We start from the raw sequence: 17,975 nt of genomic DNA, 5'->3' as shown, positions 1-17,975 counted from the left end.
GTGTGAAACAACAGTACCGTGTCCGCGCCGTCAAGGTATTCTGCCCCCGTCTGGGTGGCCCCGCCGAGGTGCCGGGGGAGATCCTGATGGTGTTAAACAGCCTACCCTGTTTAACCCCTTTCGTGCCGGAGATCCTGGCGGCATTAAACCAACTGGGATTTGATGCCCGCCGTGAACAGGAGCCTTGTCCGCCGGATCGGGTGGGGATCTGGGTAACGGTGTATGGCGAACCCATGTTGCTGCAGTGTGAGCTGGAAGCCCTGGGGCTGCATTAAGGAGAACGTGATGGCGCAAACATCTTCTTCCCCGCAACCGGTTCAGCAAACTGCACCGCCCAAGCGGCCCGGCCTGCTGACGACGGTATTGTGGGACATGCCCTGGCGAGTCGTCGGCATGTTGCTGGTCTCCCTGTTGTTCAGTCTGATCGTGGAGTACATCGGCATTGCCTTTTTCTGGCCGGAGCAGGGGGCCGAACACAGCCGTGCGGTGATGGTGACGGAAAGCGGTTATTTCTCGGCAGGGTTTACCCGTAGCCTGCTGCTGTCTGCACCGGTGACCACGGTGAGTACCTGGATAGCGCTGGGTTATCAGTGGTTGTTTGTGAACAGTGGTTTTTTGGGCTGGCTACAGTCGGCACAGTCCGGCAACAGCGGCAATGCGCTGACGGATGGCCTGAATGTCGGCGGGGCCTGGCTGCTTCAAACGGCGCGGGAATACCTGATGGCCACCATGTATGTCACCCTGGTGTTTCTGATGCGGGTGACCATTCTGGTGCTGTCGGTGCCGCTGTTCGTTCTGGTGGCCCTGGTGGGGATTGTGGACGGGATGGTGAGACGCGATTTGCGGCGCTACGGTGCCGGGTATGAGTCGAGTTTTTTGTATCACCATGCCAAGCGGTTTGTGAAACCGGCGGTGTATATCCCCTGCGTGCTGTACCTGTCTGCACCGTTCTCGGTCTATCCGAATCTGCTGTTGCTGCCTGCTGCGCTACTGATGGGATTAGCAATCTCGGTGACGATGGGGTCATTCAAAAAGTACCTCTGAGTGCGGTTGGAAGCTTCTCCGCAGAGCAGCCACCATCCCTGTGGGATGGTGGCTGCGATTGTCGATGATGCTAAGGCCTTGATGCATTAACACACTACAAGTCGACCAAAGAATACCCACCCACCGTAGAGAGTAACCCCCAATATTCCAGTCGCGTAATACCCCGTCTTATAGCGGTCGCGAATGTAAAGATTGCGCAGTAACGCAATCAGTAGAGGGGTTATCAGAAAGAGTGCTGCGATGCCCGCCTGGAGGGTACGGTTACTGAATGACTGATGAGGGATACTGCAGACGCTGTCCCCTGGTTCCAGCATCCAGTCGTATTTGTTGATCGAGAAGAATTCAATGGCAAGATAGGCAAATGCAAAATATCCCACTATGGAAACGATATCGATTACTTTCTCTTTATCTATTCTCATGTCAGGTGTTCAGTCCCAGAAGTTTTCTGATGTGGTGCCTGATTTGATCTACAAGAACAGCTTTCGTCGAGGGGGCTGTTTTACTTCTTTTTAAACGGTTTCTTAGGGGTATTCCTGGCGAGCGTGTAGAACATCAAGTACCTCAATACAATCGACCAGTACCCGATACACAACGATATAGTTGGGGTGAGCGACGATTTCTCGTGTACCAGGAACTCGACCAGGACGAAAAATATAGGGATGTTCTGTTGCTGGAAGCGTTGAGTCCTCAATCCGATGCAGTAAAGACTCGGCAGCGAAAGGGTTCTGTTCGGCGATAAAGGCGATTAACGTGTAGAGTGCAGTTCGGGCATCGTCAGTCCATTTGACCGGTAACATCAAGCCTGTTTCCTTCTTGCTTTAGCCTCTTCGATAATCTTCCAGGCACCCGCCATCACTTCATCGTGGGGAATGCGGGGTTTTGTACTGTTCATCGCCGCTTCCACTCTGGCACGGAACCAGCGGTCATAGCTGTCTGCCTGCTCTTGCGTATCAAACTCTGACACGATGGGGGACAGTTTGGTTGTCATGGTGGCTCGCTCCTTATTCTGCTGACCTTTTAACCAGTATAGCCTGTTCCGTTGTTCAGACCAAGCGGGGAGAAAGGGACAGAATAGCAAGCCTGTGCGTCTTTCTGTTCCTTTCTCCCTGCCTGCGGGGCGCACAAGCGGGCTTGTGCCGGGGTGGCAAAGAACCCCGATGGCGCGGCCCGCGCCACACTGTTGACACCTGCCTAAATTTTCACAATCCCCCTTCTAGTTGTTTGCTGACCCTGCTGCTCCTTTTCGCCACTCTCTGCCTTGCATCCATTACTCGAAAAGGAGGTTCCCATGCACATAGCACCGCTGCGGGCGTTGTGCCTTGCAGGTTGTCTGTGCACCGCGCTGTCCGTGCAGGCCGGTGAGAAAGACGAGTTGGCCCTGGTCATGAAGCAACTGGACCAGGTGCAGGCCAGCCTGGAACGCGCCCGTGTGGTGGCGGTTCAGGACGGTCAGTCCGGGCGTTTTCACTTTGACTACCTGCGGGCCACTCAGGACGTCAACACGATGCGCCGGGGGATTGCGTTTTACCTCGAACCCTCCCGCGCGCAACCCACCCCATCGTCGCTCTCCGGGCAATACCGCCAGGAGCGTCGGTAATGAATGACGCCCAGACCGCCGCGTTTAGAGCCGCTGCCAGCAACGTCGAACCCGCCGTCCTGAACCTGCTGTTTATCGGTTCGCTGATAGCGGTACTGACGTTGTGGGCCGGGTGGGGGCTGGTTCACGTCTATCGGGGCTATGCGGCAGGCAACATTAAAGCGTCTGCACTGCAACGCTTTGTGGTCCGTGTCGTCATCCTGCTGCTGGTCAGTGTGTATCTGTTCGCCAGTTAATCACGTTATCTCTTTTATCCCTTTGTAAGGAAACCATCATGAATCTGCAGTCTCTTTTCGCTTCCGCCCGTCGTCTGACTCACCGCGTCCGCCAAGGGGCCACCGTGCTGGCCCTGACGGCGGTGACGTCTTCCCAGGCCGCTCTGCCCACCGTGGAAGGCCCTAAAACCAGTACCGACAGTTCGTTCTACGGCCAGATTTCCGGCTACCTCAACGATGGCATTGTGCTGGGGGGCCTTATCCTGGCCGCCGTGGCGCTGCTGGTCGTGGCGAATTCCATCATTGCGACGTTTGCGGAAGTCCAGCAGGGGCGTTCCACCTGGGCCAAGTTCGGCATGCTGGTTGTGGTCGGTATCGTGCTGGTCGTGGCGGTCATCTGGCTGGCCACCAAAGCCGCCACGGTCATCGTCGGTTAAGGCAGGCACGGTATGGCGACCATCACGTTTTTGCCTGACAGGCTCAACGCCGAGCCTGTGGTGTTCAAAGGCTTCACCACGCCAGAGCTGTTTATGACCGCGGGGTTGAGCGTACTGGGCGGCCTGGTGGTCGCCATACCCTTTGCGCCGTTTATCGGCTGGCTGGCATTTCCGACCGTCAGTTTGTTGATGCCGCTGTTTACGGTGTTCTTCGGCGGCAAGCTGATGTCCCGCTTCAAGCGCGGCAAGCCGGAGAACTATCTGTACCGGCGCGTTGAGCTGTGGCTGAGTCGCCAGCGGCTGGGCAATCCCCACTTGATACACCGTAGCCAGACCTGGGCATTGCGCCGTTCAACGCCGGTCATTCGCCAGTTTCAGGAGGAGTTTGATGAGTAAGTACCGAAGTGCGGTCAATGCGCGTGACCGCCATATTGCCACCCTGCGCGGGGCCTGCGGCGTGCTGCTGGTGCTGTTGATGGTGGCTATCGCCGGCTGGATGCTGTCGCCACGCAACCTGACCGTTCATAACCCGCCCGACCTGCGCTCGGGCTCGACCCGCGCCTGGTGGGAGGTTCACCCGTCCACCGTCTACAGCTTTGCCTTTTACATCTTCCAGCAACTGAACTCCTGGCCTAAAGACGGCAATACCGACTACCCGTACCGCATCAGCACGCTGTCTGCCTACCTGACGCCCACCTGTGAAGAATGGCTGAACAAGGATGCAAAACAGCGCAAGTCTGCCGGGGAGTTGCGTGAGCGTGTGCGGGGGATCTCGGAGGTGCCGGGTCGCGGTTACAAGGATGACAGCGTCACGGTGGTGAGCCGTGACAGCTGGATTGTGCGTCTGGATCTGGTGGCCGACGAGTATTACCACACCGAGCCGGTCAAGCGTGCCCTGGTGCGTTACCCGCTGAAGGTAGTGCGTTGGGACCAGAACCCGGAAGCCAACCCGTTTGGTCTGGCCCTGGACTGCTACGCCGATATTCCGCAACGCCTGGAAGCGGCCCCGGCCGCGCCGGTTGAGAAGAAAGGACTGTTCTGATGCGTATAAAACATCGTCATTATCTGCCGCTGTGCCTGGCGTTGCTGGGTGCGGTAGGCGCATTGAGTGTCCCTTTGCCGGTCGAGGCGGTAGAACTGATGAAGTGGGAGCGTATCCCGCTGCAGGTGCCGCTGACCGTGGGGCAGGAACGCATTGTGTTTGTGAACAAGAATGTGCGTGTGGGTTTCCCCCCGGAGTTGAATGGCAAACTCCGGGTGCAGAGTACCGGCGGGGCGGTCTACCTGCAGGCGAACAGAGCCTTTGCCACCACGCGACTGCAATTGCAGGACGTGGAGAATGGCGAGCTTATCCTGCTGGATATCACTGCCCTGGAGGGCAAGCAGGTGCGTGAGCCAGTGAGCCTGGTCTACCAGGGCGAGGTCTCCAGTGCCACGGCCAGCAACAACACCTCGGTCAGCAGTGATGAAGCCGCGATACCCAAGGGTAAGACGTCCGCGAAAGAGCAGGCCCCGCGTATCACCACCCCGTTGCCGATTGCGCTGACCCGCTACGCGGCGCAAAGCCTGTATGCCCCTCTGCGCACCCTTGAGCCGTTGCCCGGCGTGCATGCCATTTCGCACGGTTTGCCAGCAAACATGACCTCACTGCTGCCCTCCGAGCCGGTCACGGTGCGCCCATTAGCGGCCTGGGGCGTGCAGGGGGTCAACGTGGTGGCGCTGAAGCTGACCAACCAGCGGTGGGGCAAGGTGGTGCTCGACCCGCGCCGACTGCAGGGCAATTTCACGGCGGCCACCTTTCAACACCGTTGGCTCGGTGCGGCCGGTACGCCGGAAGACACCACCACGCTGTACCTGGTGATGCAGGGCCGCCCGGATGCGGCGTTCTTGCCAGAGCCGGTTGCCCCGAGCGTGAAGGGCAAGGCGCGAACCGCGTCAGGAGGGCAGACTCATGCAAATTAAATCCAATACCTTGCTGAAAGTCCTGGTGCCGGTGGTGCTGTTTATTGCCGTGACCATCGGCGTGAAATCCTGTGGTTCAGGCCCGGCACAGGAGTCATCGGTGGTGAAGTCGAGCGCGGTGGCCGATTTGACCGATGAAGAGCTGCAGATACTGGGCATCGAGGGGGATACCCCTGAAGACACCCTGCGCACCCTGGTGGCGCGTCTGAAGGTCATCCAGGACAAGCAGACCAGTCTGGAGCGGCAGAATGTCACGTTGTCGGAAGAGAACGCCACTCTCAAGGAAGGCGGGGTGAATGTGGATAACCGCATTCGTGATGCGGTCAATGTGGCGAAACAGGAAGAGGCTCAGGCCCGGCAAAAACTGCAGGCCGAGCAGCAGCGTCTGGCCATGCTGATTGACAACCTGAAAAGCGCGGGCGGTATAGGCGGCACGGCAGGCCAGCCATTGACGGCAGGGTCATCCGCATCTGGGCAGAGCCAGTCGGGGGATTTGCCGATTGGGCTGGGCCTGGAGGGCGGTGATGTTACCACGGGCACCGTCAGCGGCGGCGTGATGTGGATTGAGCCACAGGACGCGGTGCAGCTTGACCGCAACGGCAAGCCGGTCATCGGGGCCGCTGCCGTGGGCACGGCGGCAGGTACCGGCAGTTTCCAGTTCCCGAGCTCGTTTGCCAGCCTGGATGACAATCAAATCAGCCGCCAGAAAGCGGAACTGGACCGGGCGGCGAAGAATCAGCAGGCCATCGAGGAGGCGACCCCGGTGTATACGCTGCCGGAGAACTCGACGCTGATTGGCAGTCGCGGCATGACCGCGTTGCTGGGCCGGGTGCCGATAGACGGCAAGGTGACTGACCCCTACCCGTTCAAGGTGCTTATCGGCAAGGAGAACCTGACCGCCAACGGCATCGAACTGCCGGACGTGGAAGGGGCGATTGTCTCCGGCACCGCCACCGGTGATTGGGTATTGTCCTGTGTCCGGGGCGAAGTGCATTCCATTACCTTTGTCTTTACCGATGGCACCGTGCGTACCGTGCCGTCTCCGGCCAAATCCAGCGATGGCAGCAATGGCAAGACAAACGCGGGCAGCATTGGCTGGTTGTCCGATGAAAACGGCGTGCCGTGCCTGTCCGGGGAGCGCAAGTCCAACGCCTCGACCTACCTGCCGACCCTGTTCGCGTTGTCGGGGGCCGGTGCGGCGGCGGATGCGATGGCCAACAGCCAGACCACCACCTCGGTGGACGGCACCACGGTCACCAGCACCTTGACCGGCAGTGCCGGGCAGGCGGCGTTGGGCAAGGCGTTGTCGGGTGGCACCAACGAACTGGCTCAGTGGGTCAAGGCCCGTTACGGCCAGATGTTCGATGCCGTGTATGTGCCACCAGGCGCACAGGTGGCGGTGCATATCACCCGCCAAATCCCGATTGACTATGAAGAGCAGGGCCGCAAGGTCCGGTACGAGTTTGATATGCGCCAGCAGCATGGGCTGGACTGAGGAACATGAGATGAAACAGCGACTGTTAGCGTTATTTTGCCTGGCCATCCTGTTGACCGGCTGCAGTACCACCAAAGATGAAATGTTGCCACCGGGGGATGCCACCATGTTGGAACTGTGGCAGAACAAGGGCTCGTCGGCACGGACGGCCACCGAGGCCCGCAGTACCTTACGCCGGGGTTTGAGTGATGACGACAGCGTTGCCCGTCAGACTATCGAGGAGAGCTATACCCGCACGGCAGAAAACGAAATCCAGCAGGTGTTCCCACGTCTGCCCAACCCCGATATGGTGATTTACATCTACCCGCACCTGGCGGGAAATGTGCCCGCGCCGGTACCGGGTTACAGCTCGGTATTCCCGTTTTATAGTGGGGTGCAGTATGCACTGCCGGGTGAACGTACGGAGGCGCTGTAATGTTCTCATTATTTAGCAAGAAGAAAATCGGCAAACAAGCTCCCGCAGCAGAAGACGATGGCCTGGATACGGCGGTCTTGGCGCGTGAGCCGCAGGTGAAAACCGGCAAGCTGACGGTGGCCGAGGAAAGGGCCCTTTACCCGAACAACCCGACGTTTGTGGATTACCTGCCGTGGGCCGAGTACCTGCCGCGCAGCCAGTGCCTGTTGCTCGATGACGGCGTCTCGGTGGGGGCGGTGTTCGAGATTGTGCCGGTGGGCACCGAGGGCCGGACGCCGGAGCGGCTGGAGGAGATCCGCGACGTGGTGGAAGACGCGCTGCAGGACAGTTTTGAGGAGCGGGATAGCCACCCGTGGGTGGTGCAGTTTTATTGCCAGGATGAAACCGATGTCACCGAATACCTGGATAAACTGCGTGGTTACGTCAAGCCCTGGGCGCAGGGCACTGCGTTTACCGAGGCTTACCTCAGCGAGATGGAGCGGCACATGCGCGGGATTGCGGTTCCCACCGGGCTGTTTATTGACAAGGCGATCACCGGCGCACCCTGGCGCGGCCAGCAACGCCGGACCCGGATGGTGGTCTACCGCTATATCAATCCGGCACTGCGTGAACCCCACCCCCCGGAAGAAGCGCTGAACCAGGTGTGTGAGCGACTGTCATCGGCACTGGCGGGGGCGGGCGTGGTGGCGGCCCGGCAGAACGGCGAGCAGATCCACGCCTGGCTGTTGCGCTGGTTCAACCCCGCGCCGGACTGGATCGACAAAGAGACCTTGTATCGCACGGCCGCGCACCAGGATAACGAACGCGGGGTGTTACCGGTAGAAAACGACTTTAGCGAAACCGTGCTGTTCTCCCCACCCCGTTCGGACGTGGAGCGCGGGGTGTGGTGGTTTGACGAGGTGCCGCACAAGGCCATCACCATTGACCGGCTGCGCCGGGCTCCCACCGTGGGGCACCTCACCGGCGAGACGCGTAAGGGGGAGAATATCAATGCGCTGATGGACCTGCTGCCGGAAGGCACGGTGGTCTCGTTGACCCTGGTGGTTCAGCCCCAGGACGTGCTGGAAGAGCGCTTTAATCACCTGGCGAAGAACGCGATTGGTGAAAATACCGAGTCGGAGCGGGTGCGGGAAGATTCGGAGACCGCCAAGCGTTACCTGGGGGAAAAGCACAAGCTGTACCGGGGCAGCATGACGTTTTACCTGAAGGCCCCGACCCTCAAGGTGTTGAACGCCCGCCAGCGCGACCTGACGGCGGTACTGCTGAACGCCGGGCTGCAGCCGGTGAAGCCGGAGTTTGATGTGGCCCCGCTCAACGGCTACCTGCGCACCTTGCCGATGTGCTTTAACCCGATGCACGACAGGAAACACTGGTACACCCGCCTGACCTTTGTGCAGCACATGGCCAACCTGCTGCCGGTGTTTGGCCGGGATACCGGCACCGGCCATCCCGGCTTTACCTTTTTTAACCGGGGCGGTGCGCCGTTGACCTTTGATCCACTCAACAGCCAGGACCGTGCCAAGAATGCCCATCTGGTGCTGTTTGGTCCCACCGGTTCGGGGAAATCCGCCACGCTCAACAGCCTGTTCGCGCAGTTGATGGCCATCCACCGGCCAAGGCTGTTTATCGCCGAGGCCGGTAACTCCTTCGGCCTGTTTGCCGACTACTGCGAAGAGCTGGGGCTGACGGTAAACAAGGTCAGCATCAAGCCGGGGTGCGGCATCTCGCTAGCGCCGTTTGCCGATGCGCACCGGCTGATTGAAACGCCTGCCGCCATGGTGAGCGAAGAGGAACTGAGCGAGCGTATCGAGACCGAGGAGAGTGACGAGGATGACGATGAGGAGCGTGACATCCTGGGCGAGCTGGAAATCGTGGCGCGACTGATGATCACCGGCGGTGAAGCCAAGGAAGAGGCCAAGCTGGAGCGGGCCGACCGCGGCATGATGCGAGAGGCCATCCTGGCGGCGGCGAAAACCGCCTATGACCAGGGACGGCAGATGATCACCGGCGACCTGCAGGCGGCGTTGTACCAGTTTGCTTCAGATGAGGCTCGCCCCGAAGTGCGCCGTACCCGGGCGCAGAACATGGGGGAATCGCTGGGCGTGTTTATGCAGGGGTTCCTGGGTGAGCTGTTTGACCGCCCCGGAGAGAACTGGCCGGAAGCCGATGTGACGTTGATTGACCTCGGGACGCTGGCGCGGGAAGGGTACGAGGCAGCGCTGGCGGTGGCCTATACCTCGCTGGTGAACACCATCAACAATATCGCTGAGCGTGACCAGTTCCTCGACCGGGAAATCGTGTTTGCGACCGATGAAGCCCACATGATCACCACCAACCCGCTGTTGGCCCCGTTCGTGGTCAAGATAGTGAAGATGTGGCGAAAACTCGGGGCCTGGTTGTGGCTGGCGACGCAGAACCTGGAGGATTTCCCTGACACCTCGAAGAAGATGCTCAACATGATTGAATGGTGGTTATGCCTGGTGATGCCGCCGGAAGAGGTGGAGGAAATTGCCCGGTTCAAGAAGCTGACGGCAGAGCAGAAGGCGATGTTGCTGTCAGCCACCAAAACCCCCCGTTGTTATACCGAAGGGGTGGTGCTGGCCAGCCGCATCGAGGCGCTGTTCCGGGCAGTGCCGCCGAGTCTGTATCTGGCGCTCGGGATGACCGAGAAGGAAGAGAAGGCGGCACGTCGGGCAATTATGCAGGCACAGGGGGTGACGGAACTGGCTGCAGCGAAACAGATTGCTCACCAACTGGACGTGGCTCGCGGTATCGCTAAGGCGGCAGAATGATGCAGTTGAAAAAGACGGTACTGGAGATAATCGCCGGTGACGGCCAGGACGGCGGGGTGCTGTTTGAGGCCCCGCCGCAGGGTAACCCGCGTATCAGTGAGGCCCATGCCGAGCAGTTGGCTGAGTTGTGCAAACAGGTCCAGGCACGTACCCCGTCAGTGCTCACTATCACCTGTTCGCCGCACCGGGTGGGGCATCACAGCTGTGTGGCGGTGAAACTGACCGGAGCCGATGACTGCGTTAATCTGTTGCTGACCATCACCGGCACGCTGCGTTTGCCTACCCCGCAGGATTATGCCCAGGCCCCGCGCTGGTATATCAATCTGCCGGATGCGGTCGATGCGGTGTACCTGGTGACGCAGTTGGCGGCGCGGTTGGGTATAAAAACGAATTAGTCGGTCTGGTACCTGCCTGTTCTGTCTGTTTATAAGTCGGCCATCGGGCCGATTTATTTTTTAGTCTCCGTCGAGCACTGGCTTTTTGTCATTGCGCGTATCCCCTGTTCTTTGTTTATGCCTAAAAAGGGATAGTTGGCACGAAAAAACTGTCGCCAGGTCTGCATCTGGAGTAAATACGATAGGCTTCATGATGACTTCCATGACAGCTTTCGCCTTCGCTTCACGACGGACCAGAAAAAACCGTGGGTCAATACACCCTTGCCAAAGGCAAATCGCTGATCCTGGTCGTATACGCTGGAGACAACATGTCGCGCTTCATCGTCCACACCTGCTCTGTCCCCTGTCCGGCAAACCAGATTTTGGCGCGACCTGACTGGTTGATGCGGTCCAAAACTCCCATCAGTTGCTCGCTATTAGCCCGGGGCTTGTCTTCATCGAACAGCCCCAACTGCGCCACGCCGTGGCTGAAAAAATCTTGCAGCATCACGCCCCCTTTTTGGTATCGGTGGCCGGGTTGCCAAATCGCGTCCAGGCAGCGCAACGCGGTGGCCATGATGTCGCGTGTATCTTGCGTGGGGGTGTTTAACTGCACGCTGGCCGAATTACCGTAATAAGGTTCATGGGGGGAGAAGGGGCTGGTCTTAATCCAGGCGCTCACGTGCCGACAATACTGGCGTTCTTCGCGCAATTTTTCCGCCGCACGCGTTGCGTACATGCAAATCGCCTGGCGCATGTGCGCGTACTCCGTGATGCGATCGCCAAAAGAACGGGAACAGATGATCTGCTGCTTGGTTGCTGCAAATTCCTCAAGGGCAAAACAGGGTTCGCCGCGCAACTCCCTCACCGTTCGTTCGATCACCACGCTGAAATGCTTGCGGATCATCGCAGTACTGGCATCGGCCAACTGCAGCGCAGATCCGATCCCCATTAGCTTCAGCTTTTTCGCTATCCGCCTGCCGATGCCCCAAATCTCTTCCACGGGCACCATGGCCATCAGCTTACGTTGCCGCGCCAGATTGGAGAGATCGACAACGCCACCGGTCTTATCCCACTTTTTGGCCGCAAAATTTGCCAGCTTTGCCAGCGTTTTGGTTTGCGCGATGCCAACGCCCACCGTCAGCCCGGTATCCTTTAGAACGCGGGCGCGGATCTGCCGCCCAAAGGTTTCAAGCTCAATGCAATGACGCACGCCGGTCAGATCGAGAAAGCTTTCATCAATAGAGTAAATCTCAATACGCGGTACCATTTCTTCCAGGACGGCCATCACCCTGGCAGACATGTCGGCATACAGTTCGTAGTTGCTACTGAAAGCGACGCCTCCGGCACGCTCAAATTTTTCTTTGATCTTGAAGTAGGGGCCGCCCATTTCAAGCCCCAGCAATTTTGCCTCTTTGTTGCGGGCCACCACGCAACCATCGTTATTCGACAGCACCACCACGGGCCGCCCGCGTAAGTCTGGCCGCCACAGTGTTTCGCAGCTCGCATAGAAGCTGTTCACATCAGCCAGGGCGTACACTATTTCAGCCTCGTGATGGTTGATACCACCACCCCAACGACTTCTATTCCATCACCACCATCTTGCAGTGGTATAGGCGGGTATTTAGGGTTCATCGGCTCAAGCTGGGCAACCGGCCGCAAACATAGCCGCTTGACGGTGAACTCACCGCCGAGGCTGGCGATCACAATGTCGCCATGCTCAGCGGTGATACTGCGATCAACCACAAGCATTGAACCGTCCGTGATACCGGCCTCGAGCATGCTTTCACCCGATGCCAACAGGAAGTAAGTGGCGTTGGGGTGGCTGATACAATACTCGTTCAGGTCGATGCGCTTGTGTATGTAGTCCTGCGCCGGTGAAGGAAAACCCGCAGGTACTTTGTCAGAGAACAGTGGGATGTTGAGTTTTATCGGGGTTGGTGTTGGAAATGAGATTTTCATGGCACGGCTCTTTACTGTTTTTATATACAGTATAGATATGAGAAATGGTGGGTAAAAGGTGAATTTATTCGGAGAATGGTATGAGATTGATCGCTAAAGAAAGAAAGTTTTTGGCTGCTGCCCTTCCCGATGTTCAACCCTAGACGAACATCACGAAGCCGGTACGGGGCAGCATGAGTTATGTAGTGGCCATTTTGGGGATTTCAACTGCGGGTATCATTCTTATCACTTAAAGTGATTAATGAGCGTTTTATAGACGCGGCGTTCGCCGTTTGCGAGCCAGGATATGTAGCATGTGGCTGTTATGTGCCATGAGCAGACATTGCTGGCATCACAATATGTTAATCAACGGGTAGCTGGTCAGCGCTACATTATGAGGCGTTAATGGCTTGAATTGATGCACTGATAGCACGTGTCGCAGAACTGGTGTCAAGAAATCCGAGGGGGCAAGAAATAGTGTAATCATTATATTTAATGGTATTACTAAACATATATATGTGTGCGGTGCTAAGTTAGTAATGGAAATAACTGACCATTCATTTTCAAGCAGTATGCTTTATAGAGGCTTGACGATTTCTTGATACAAAAAGTTAACTACTTTCGTGATCTCTGATATAATGAGATAGACACGCACACTGACGAACAAACTGTTCTCTTTATTGACAAATTCAAACGGTGAAACTTTGATTAAGAGCAAAAATGAAATTATCGAAGGGTTGGGATTGGATACGTTAAATATCAATGAGCATGAAGACAACAATTTCGAAGTATACAAGTATTTCGAAGGTGAATTTGAGAAACTTATCAGTACAAATGCTGAACTCTATGGGATAGAACCTGTCATTTTTTATATAGATAACTCTACAACATGTAACGCTTTTGCTACAAAACGTAATGGTTATAATATTATGGGGATCACTAAAGGTTATCCTATTCTTATTGGAAATAAATTCAAGAAAGACTTTTTTGATAGTTTAATATTTGCTGCATTTTTAAATAATGAAAGTGTTTCAGATGGCTTTGCATCGTTATATAAAAACGAAAACTTCTCATTTAGTAAGTTCATGCTTGATTGCTCAATTCACTTTACGTTCCATCATGAATTTCGTCATTTACTCCAGTTTAATGTAATCAAAGATAAAACAGACAATCATCTTACAGAGAATTGTTTTGAACGACCTTTCGATCTTAAAAAACATATTCTAGAATACGATGCTGATAAAAGTGCCGCTAACAAAGTTGTGCTATATGCTGCAAGTATTCTTAGAAAGTTTGGCTTTCGAACTGATGGTGAGTTTTTAGCATTAATATATTGTGCATTAGGTAGTTTATTTATTACTAGAGTGTTGTTCAATTATGGCTTAGTTGGGCAATGGCAAGAACCTCTTAAACCTAACCCGATGGAATTTTATACCAAAAAGAACTGGCATCCTCATCCCGCGATTAGAGCACTCAACTTGCTGGATAGCTTCAATGTGTTTATTTCAGATGGGTATCCTCATCTGAAAATTGAAAGTCAAAAATTGATAACAAATAGTATGGGGATTACGAAGTTGTACCTAGATAAATTATTACCAAATGTGGATACAGCAGGCTTGATCTTTGGGGATATGTTCTCAGAAATAGAGAAATCTAATGAATACAATAACTACTTACATAATGAAGCTTTGAGTGACCCGATAATACAACAACTGATTGATAAGTCACTATGAATTGCAACTGTTTCTGTAGTCACTTTCGTGAGAGCAGGCCACAAAAGTGACTACTTCCGCTCTTCGCTCAAACCGATCTGTTATTCCTGCTTAAGAAACATGCTTAACATAGGATATTTTCCATTTTCCAAGCTGACCCCATCTTTACCAATATTTAGGGATTGGATGTAGTGATGCTGAGATGAATTTCAGTGGCCGCATAAAATCCTGTCATTAAATTTCCAAATAATAAGCAGTTGATTGCCACAAAAGGGGAATATAAAATCGCGCATTTACTGACTACCTAATGCTAGAACCAGTTCTTTGCAGCGGGGATCGCGCTGAAATCTCATGATCGTGTCATCAAGGTTTAACCCCGCCAGGAAATAAAGATCTTCCAGTATCTCAACCGCATCGCTATAGGTTAACCGCTTGGTGAAAGGCAGGGCATGTTGCGTACGTAGGATGTTTTTACTCAACCCTTTTTTAAAAGCGGGGAATAACTCCGTTGTGGTGCTGCGATTGTCTTCGCAGACAGTCAGCGCCACTTGCATTATTTCCGTCAGTTTCTGTAACGGATCGACCTGATGGTTGACATGGTGCAGGTTAAACTCCCTGAACAGGCGCAATAGCATTTGCTCGTTGTCATCCAGCCGGGAAAAAAATGTGAATCCTTTTTCACTCTTTAACGACAGGAAGAATATCTCATCAGGAAGCGTCATTATCAACTGCGAGACATCATTGTCAAATTGATTATGCTGCATTTTTCTTTCTATCGCCCAATACAGGACAATTTTATGTAATAGGTTGTAGGCGCGGAAACGCCCCGTATGCACCTGTTCAGCAATCTGTTCAAACTTCTGGCTGAAGCGAAATGCCGTTTCTAAATCACCATGTTCAATATAATGATGCATTAACCAGTAATGCATAAATCCATGACCCAGCAGGGACAAATCGGAGGCGAAAATCTCGATTTCAAACAGGAAGTCATCGAGTGCTTCGATTTCCGGCCACTCTGCATCGACGCCAAACTCTGCGGCGACATCCAAAATACCCGGATAAAGCGATTGCAGGTTAGGAACTGAATCGCCCCGAGTTTTTTGGAGAGTTTTAATTCTGGGCACTCAGGCTGCCCGTTTCTTGTTTCCAAGGGAAGCATAATACGCTTTTTCAGCTTCAACCGGCGGGATATAGCCTATCCGCGCCAGCAGGCGTCGATTGTTATACCAATCCACCCAGGCCAAGGTCGCCAGTTCTACTTCTGACCGACTTTTCCAACTCTGACGATGGATGACCTCCGCTTTGTACAAGCCGTTGATGCTCTCCGCCAGCGCATTGTCGTAGGAATCACCCGTACTGCCTGTTGACGCCAGAAGATTGGCCTCCTGTAACCGTTGGCTGTACGCCAGTGACACATACTGAGAGCCCTTATCTGAGTGATGGATGGTTCCGCTGGGGCGACGCGCCCACAGTGCCTGTTCCAATGCATCCAGGACGAACGTCGTTTTCATTGATGATGAGACTCGCCAACCTACGATGATACCGGCGAACACATCAATGATGAACGCCACATAGGCGAACCCTTGCCAAGTGCTGACATAGGTAAAGTCTGCCACCCACAACTGATCAGGCCGTTCAGCAACGAACCGGCGGTTTACCCGGTCAAGGGGTGTTTCAGTTTTGCAGCTCAGCGTTGTCCTGACACACTTGCCACGGAGAACACCTTGAAGCCCCATGGCTTTCATCAGTCGCTCAACCGTGCAGCGGGCAACACTGACCCCCTCTCGGCGCAACTGACGCCAGACTTTTTTCGCACCATAGACAGCGTAGTTTTCTTCGTAAACGCGTTTTATCTCCTGAATCATCTGGATGTCATGTTTTTCCCTGCGGCTGCCTTGTTCAGGATGCTGCTGACGTTGCCGATGCCAGTAATAAGTCGACGGGGCAATATCCAGCTCACGGCAGACTGGCCCGACCCCGTATTCGCCACTCAGGCGCTCGATGAGTGGCATTATTTTTTCCAGTGGCGGTCGAGCTCCGCCTGAGCAAAATAAGCCGAGGCCTGGCGCAGGATATCATTGCTACGACGCAGTTCACGGTTCTCACGCTCCAGCTCTTTTAAACGCTGTCGCTCGCTGAGCATTAATCCCCCATTGTCACTCTCCACGGCGTTGGCGTTACTGCGAATGTCATTTTTGTACAGGCGCAACCAGGCCCGCAAGGTATCGTAATGGCAGCCTATCTTGGATGAAATGGCGCGGATGGCTTCCTGCTCAGAGGCATATTCATCACGGTGTTCCAATAGCATTCTTACAGCACGTTCACGCAACTCGGGTGGATAACGGTTTGCGGGTTTTGGTGTCATTTCGGATCTCCTTTCATTGAGAGTTTAGTCTCCAAGAAACCCGGGGTGGTTCAAGCGGTGGAAAGGTCAGACTCCTGGGAATAACGAAACGCGGGGATGGTTATCTGCGAGGGTTGCTTATCCATGGTGCTCGTTCAGTGGTCTATCATGTCGTAAACCTCCCGGATGAGCGTTGCAGCAGCCTGCAACGCTGGCTGAAGGGAATAATCAGCCGAAGCGGCGTGAATAAAGCGGTTGTAGCACTGGCGAACAAAAATGCGCGAATGGCATGGGCGCTGGTGAATCAAAAAACAGTTTATATACCGAAGTGAAGTGCCTTTATCAAATAAAGTCAAAGAGTTGATGTACTGACAGGTCGAACCGACTCTCTGTAAACCTGGCAAATAGCTTGGCTGTTAGAAGCCATGGCGCTTATGAGCACCTGAGAGTACGGATGTTCATCAGGGCTCACGAAGCCTAATATATGTTTGTGGCTACATTGTCAGGAAAAAGACCGCCCCTACTTGCATCGGGATGGTGTCCATATAAGCTATTTAGCTGGTAACTCAATGCAGGCACTGTTTCTCTACTCCTGCGTAGATGTGTTGCATTTATTTGCGACATTCCGCTGGAGTAGCGGAGCTATGAAAAAACGGCAATTGGCGCTCTTATCCCTTAGCACTGTAATGCATAATTCTGGTAAAATAAGTGACCATTTAACGGAAAAACAATCAGATGATTTCTTATCTATCCGATGAATTTGAGGAATTTCCGCAGGGAGATTTTTTAAATCATCTCTATAGGTTTTCGGTAGACCATCATCATTTTATCGTGATATTTAGCCCCATTGATATCAGCGATGCGGAGTACCATCAATACCGTAGCGAGGAAGTTGGATTTGATGTCCCAACTAATTGTTTTGATGTGAAATTTGATAGACAAGAAAACTTTGATAGTGGTAACTTTTACACCCCCCCCGCGCCAGCTGAATGCTCTAGGCGTAGACGCTTTACTGATGAACTAGCAGAGGCGTTAGCGAAGATCATTGAAAAGCATTACATCACCTATCAGGCTAGGGCTTATCTTGCCACAGCAGAGAATGACAAGTTGAAACGTTACTACGACCGGATTTTACACGAAGCCCCGGCTAATGTAGTATATAGAGTAATCAAAGATGTTGGAGAGGAGGAACGAGGTTATGCCATACAAACCGAATGTTTCCGAACTTAAGAAAATGACTGTTGCAGAGCGCAAGAAAGAAGCCATGCGCCAGCTTAAAGCATCCTTTGAGCGTGCCAGCAGAGAAGGGACTTTACATAAACGCTCCGCAAAGTCTGTTGCGTAATGAAAGATTTCTAAGACCCGCTGCGGCGGGTTTTTTTATGCCCTCAGAAAATCCCCCCTGACCTGCCTCAAGGATTAGATACAACCTTCAGTTAGTAAGGTTGGCTGGCTGTGAAAATAATTGCCAACTTCCGCTTCCGCTCATAGCAGCCCAAACACCTTGCTACGGCAGCTTCGAGCGAAGAGCAGACCTTCTTGTCGAATGTAATTAATTGGACGCTGGCCGGTGTCACTAAATAATTTTGGACGATTGCAGGTATACCTCTAATCTAATGCTCTGGGCATGAAGGGCTTTAAAACATT

The 17,975-nt window shown here is 54.2% G+C and carries 22 protein-coding genes, 1 pseudogene and 1 other annotated feature; of the genes and pseudogenes, 16 read left to right on the top strand and 7 right to left on the bottom strand.

The features are described from left to right. The first annotated feature begins 2 nt into the window (after window positions 1-2). On the top strand, window positions 3-275 hold the full coding sequence (locus BMI79_RS21930) for a hypothetical protein (protein WP_083704519.1): 273 nt from the start codon (window positions 3-5) through the stop codon (window positions 273-275). A gap of 10 nt (window positions 276-285) precedes the next feature. After that, window positions 286-1,044: a TIGR03747 family integrating conjugative element membrane protein gene (locus BMI79_RS21925; protein ID WP_076944272.1), complete on the top strand. Its 759-nt coding sequence runs from the start codon at window positions 286-288 to the stop codon at window positions 1,042-1,044. An 86-nt stretch (window positions 1,045-1,130) separates the two neighbouring features. Here BMI79_RS21925 and BMI79_RS21920 read toward each other — a convergent pair whose 3' ends face one another. The 3 genes from BMI79_RS21920 to relB form a co-directional block, all read right to left on the bottom strand. After that, the gene (locus tag BMI79_RS21920; protein WP_076944271.1) at window positions 1,131-1,463 is read right to left on the bottom strand and encodes a DUF2645 family protein; all 333 of its coding nucleotides are present in this window, start codon (window positions 1,461-1,463) and stop codon (window positions 1,131-1,133) included. A 102-nt stretch (window positions 1,464-1,565) separates the two neighbouring features. Further along, window positions 1,566-1,841 (bottom strand): type II toxin-antitoxin system RelE/ParE family toxin, encoded by a 276-nt coding sequence (locus BMI79_RS21915; protein ID WP_076944270.1) that lies wholly within the window; start codon window positions 1,839-1,841, stop codon window positions 1,566-1,568. Continuing rightward, window positions 1,841-2,032: a type II toxin-antitoxin system RelB family antitoxin gene (relB, locus tag BMI79_RS21910; RefSeq protein ID WP_076944269.1), complete on the bottom strand. Its 192-nt coding sequence runs from the start codon at window positions 2,030-2,032 to the stop codon at window positions 1,841-1,843. The genes BMI79_RS21915 and relB overlap by 1 nt, the downstream gene beginning before the upstream one ends. A 300-nt stretch (window positions 2,033-2,332) precedes the next feature. Between relB and BMI79_RS21905 the strand changes: the two genes are divergently transcribed. The 10 genes from BMI79_RS21905 to BMI79_RS21860 are packed head-to-tail and all read left to right on the top strand — an operon-like array spanning window position 2,333 to window position 10,352. Further along, the gene (locus BMI79_RS21905; RefSeq protein ID WP_076944268.1) at window positions 2,333-2,641 is read left to right on the top strand and encodes an integrative conjugative element protein, RAQPRD family; all 309 of its coding nucleotides are present in this window, start codon (window positions 2,333-2,335) and stop codon (window positions 2,639-2,641) included. Next, the gene (locus BMI79_RS21900) at window positions 2,641-2,877 is read left to right on the top strand and encodes a TIGR03758 family integrating conjugative element protein (RefSeq protein ID WP_076944267.1); all 237 of its coding nucleotides are present in this window, start codon (window positions 2,641-2,643) and stop codon (window positions 2,875-2,877) included. Before BMI79_RS21905 ends, BMI79_RS21900 begins: the two co-directional genes overlap by 1 nt. Before the next feature lie 44 nt (window positions 2,878-2,921). Then, window positions 2,922-3,293 carry a TIGR03745 family integrating conjugative element membrane protein gene (locus BMI79_RS21895; RefSeq protein ID WP_425272369.1) on the top strand — a complete coding sequence of 124 codons (372 nt, stop codon included), beginning with the start codon at window positions 2,922-2,924 and terminating at the stop codon, window positions 3,291-3,293. Between the two features lie 12 nt (window positions 3,294-3,305). After that, window positions 3,306-3,689, top strand: a complete 384-nt coding sequence (locus tag BMI79_RS21890) for a TIGR03750 family conjugal transfer protein (RefSeq protein WP_076944265.1) — start codon at window positions 3,306-3,308, stop codon at window positions 3,687-3,689. Continuing rightward, entirely contained in the window at window positions 3,682-4,335 is a 654-nt protein-coding gene (locus tag BMI79_RS21885; RefSeq protein ID WP_076944264.1) for a PFL_4703 family integrating conjugative element protein, read from the top strand. Before BMI79_RS21890 ends, BMI79_RS21885 begins: the two co-directional genes overlap by 8 nt. Continuing rightward, window positions 4,335-5,255, top strand: a complete 921-nt coding sequence (locus BMI79_RS21880; RefSeq protein ID WP_083704518.1) for a TIGR03749 family integrating conjugative element protein — start codon at window positions 4,335-4,337, stop codon at window positions 5,253-5,255. Before BMI79_RS21885 ends, BMI79_RS21880 begins: the two co-directional genes overlap by 1 nt. Beyond that, window positions 5,245-6,750: a TIGR03752 family integrating conjugative element protein gene (locus BMI79_RS21875; RefSeq protein ID WP_076944263.1), complete on the top strand. Its 1,506-nt coding sequence runs from the start codon at window positions 5,245-5,247 to the stop codon at window positions 6,748-6,750. The genes BMI79_RS21880 and BMI79_RS21875 overlap by 11 nt, the downstream gene beginning before the upstream one ends. Before the next feature lie 10 nt (window positions 6,751-6,760). Beyond that, a complete protein-coding gene (locus BMI79_RS21870; protein ID WP_076944262.1) occupies window positions 6,761-7,165 on the top strand; it encodes a TIGR03751 family conjugal transfer lipoprotein in 405 nt (134 codons plus the stop codon). Next, window positions 7,165-9,957 carry a conjugative transfer ATPase gene (locus BMI79_RS21865; RefSeq protein WP_076944261.1) on the top strand — a complete coding sequence of 931 codons (2,793 nt, stop codon included), beginning with the start codon at window positions 7,165-7,167 and terminating at the stop codon, window positions 9,955-9,957. The genes BMI79_RS21870 and BMI79_RS21865 overlap by 1 nt, the downstream gene beginning before the upstream one ends. Then, window positions 9,954-10,352 (top strand): hypothetical protein, encoded by a 399-nt coding sequence (locus BMI79_RS21860; RefSeq protein ID WP_076944260.1) that lies wholly within the window; start codon window positions 9,954-9,956, stop codon window positions 10,350-10,352. Before BMI79_RS21865 ends, BMI79_RS21860 begins: the two co-directional genes overlap by 4 nt. Window positions 10,353-10,602: 250 nt before the next feature. Here the strand turns inward: BMI79_RS21860 and umuC are convergent, their stop codons facing one another. Next, complete coding sequence (gene umuC, locus BMI79_RS21855; protein WP_076944259.1) at window positions 10,603-11,871, bottom strand: translesion error-prone DNA polymerase V subunit UmuC; 1,269 nt, start codon at window positions 11,869-11,871, stop codon at window positions 10,603-10,605. Further along, entirely contained in the window at window positions 11,871-12,293 is a 423-nt protein-coding gene (gene umuD, locus BMI79_RS21850; RefSeq protein WP_076944258.1) for a translesion error-prone DNA polymerase V autoproteolytic subunit, read from the bottom strand. Before umuD ends, umuC begins: the two co-directional genes overlap by 1 nt. Window positions 12,294-12,976: 683 nt before the next feature. Here umuD and BMI79_RS21845 point away from each other — a divergent pair. Beyond that, window positions 12,977-14,005: a hypothetical protein gene (locus tag BMI79_RS21845; RefSeq protein ID WP_076944257.1), complete on the top strand. Its 1,029-nt coding sequence runs from the start codon at window positions 12,977-12,979 to the stop codon at window positions 14,003-14,005. 272 nt (window positions 14,006-14,277) lie between these two features. Here BMI79_RS21845 and BMI79_RS21840 read toward each other — a convergent pair whose 3' ends face one another. Continuing rightward, window positions 14,278-15,108: a hypothetical protein gene (locus tag BMI79_RS21840; protein ID WP_076944256.1), complete on the bottom strand. Its 831-nt coding sequence runs from the start codon at window positions 15,106-15,108 to the stop codon at window positions 14,278-14,280. Further along, a protein-coding gene (locus BMI79_RS21835; RefSeq protein WP_125828863.1) for an IS3 family transposase occupies window positions 15,109-16,349 on the bottom strand; the annotation gives its coding sequence in 2 pieces (ribosomal slippage) (window positions 15,109-16,034 and window positions 16,034-16,349; 1,242 coding nt in all). Continuing rightward, window positions 15,925-16,041, bottom strand: a sequence feature (AL1L pseudoknot). Its footprint overlaps the gene before it by 117 nt. Before the next feature lie 41 nt (window positions 16,350-16,390). On the opposite strand from BMI79_RS21835, the pseudogene BMI79_RS21825 reads away from it, so the two are divergent. The 3 genes and pseudogenes from BMI79_RS21825 to BMI79_RS24060 all read left to right on the top strand — a co-directional run. Next, a pseudogene (locus tag BMI79_RS21825) lies at window positions 16,391-16,660 on the top strand (transposase); the annotation flags it as partial. 403 nt (window positions 16,661-17,063) lie between these two features. Further along, window positions 17,064-17,558 (top strand): hypothetical protein, encoded by a 495-nt coding sequence (locus BMI79_RS21820; protein ID WP_076944253.1) that lies wholly within the window; start codon window positions 17,064-17,066, stop codon window positions 17,556-17,558. Next, complete coding sequence (locus BMI79_RS24060) at window positions 17,527-17,673, top strand: hypothetical protein (RefSeq protein ID WP_167370529.1); 147 nt, start codon at window positions 17,527-17,529, stop codon at window positions 17,671-17,673. Before BMI79_RS21820 ends, BMI79_RS24060 begins: the two co-directional genes overlap by 32 nt. Window positions 17,674-17,975: the final 302 nt, after the last annotated feature.

The sequence above is a fragment of the Serratia oryzae genome (assembly GCF_001976145.1).
GTDB lineage: Bacteria > Pseudomonadota > Gammaproteobacteria > Enterobacterales > Enterobacteriaceae > Chania > Chania oryzae.
The sequence above is the reverse complement of the archived record's forward strand: the minus strand, read 5'-3'. Positions and strand labels throughout refer to the sequence as shown.

Coding starts and splice junctions, on each gene's coding strand:
- BMI79_RS21925 (WP_076944272.1), top strand. CDS start 286: ATGGCGCAAACATCTTCTTCCCCGCAACCGGTTCAGCAAACTGCACCG.
- BMI79_RS21920 (WP_076944271.1), bottom strand. CDS start 1,463: ATGAGAATAGATAAAGAGAAAGTAATCGATATCGTTTCCATAGTGGGA.
- BMI79_RS21915 (WP_076944270.1), bottom strand. CDS start 1,841: ATGTTACCGGTCAAATGGACTGACGATGCCCGAACTGCACTCTACACG.
- relB (WP_076944269.1), bottom strand. CDS start 2,032: ATGACAACCAAACTGTCCCCCATCGTGTCAGAGTTTGATACGCAAGAG.
- BMI79_RS21905 (WP_076944268.1), top strand. CDS start 2,333: ATGCACATAGCACCGCTGCGGGCGTTGTGCCTTGCAGGTTGTCTGTGC.
- BMI79_RS21900 (WP_076944267.1), top strand. CDS start 2,641: ATGAATGACGCCCAGACCGCCGCGTTTAGAGCCGCTGCCAGCAACGTC.
- BMI79_RS21890 (WP_076944265.1), top strand. CDS start 3,306: ATGGCGACCATCACGTTTTTGCCTGACAGGCTCAACGCCGAGCCTGTG.
- BMI79_RS21885 (WP_076944264.1), top strand. CDS start 3,682: ATGAGTAAGTACCGAAGTGCGGTCAATGCGCGTGACCGCCATATTGCC.
- BMI79_RS21880 (WP_083704518.1), top strand. CDS start 4,335: ATGCGTATAAAACATCGTCATTATCTGCCGCTGTGCCTGGCGTTGCTG.
- BMI79_RS21875 (WP_076944263.1), top strand. CDS start 5,245: ATGCAAATTAAATCCAATACCTTGCTGAAAGTCCTGGTGCCGGTGGTG.
- BMI79_RS21870 (WP_076944262.1), top strand. CDS start 6,761: ATGAAACAGCGACTGTTAGCGTTATTTTGCCTGGCCATCCTGTTGACC.
- BMI79_RS21865 (WP_076944261.1), top strand. CDS start 7,165: ATGTTCTCATTATTTAGCAAGAAGAAAATCGGCAAACAAGCTCCCGCA.
- BMI79_RS21860 (WP_076944260.1), top strand. CDS start 9,954: ATGATGCAGTTGAAAAAGACGGTACTGGAGATAATCGCCGGTGACGGC.
- umuD (WP_076944258.1), bottom strand. CDS start 12,293: ATGAAAATCTCATTTCCAACACCAACCCCGATAAAACTCAACATCCCA.
- BMI79_RS21820 (WP_076944253.1), top strand. CDS start 17,064: ATGATTTCTTATCTATCCGATGAATTTGAGGAATTTCCGCAGGGAGAT.
- BMI79_RS24060 (WP_167370529.1), top strand. CDS start 17,527: ATGCCATACAAACCGAATGTTTCCGAACTTAAGAAAATGACTGTTGCA.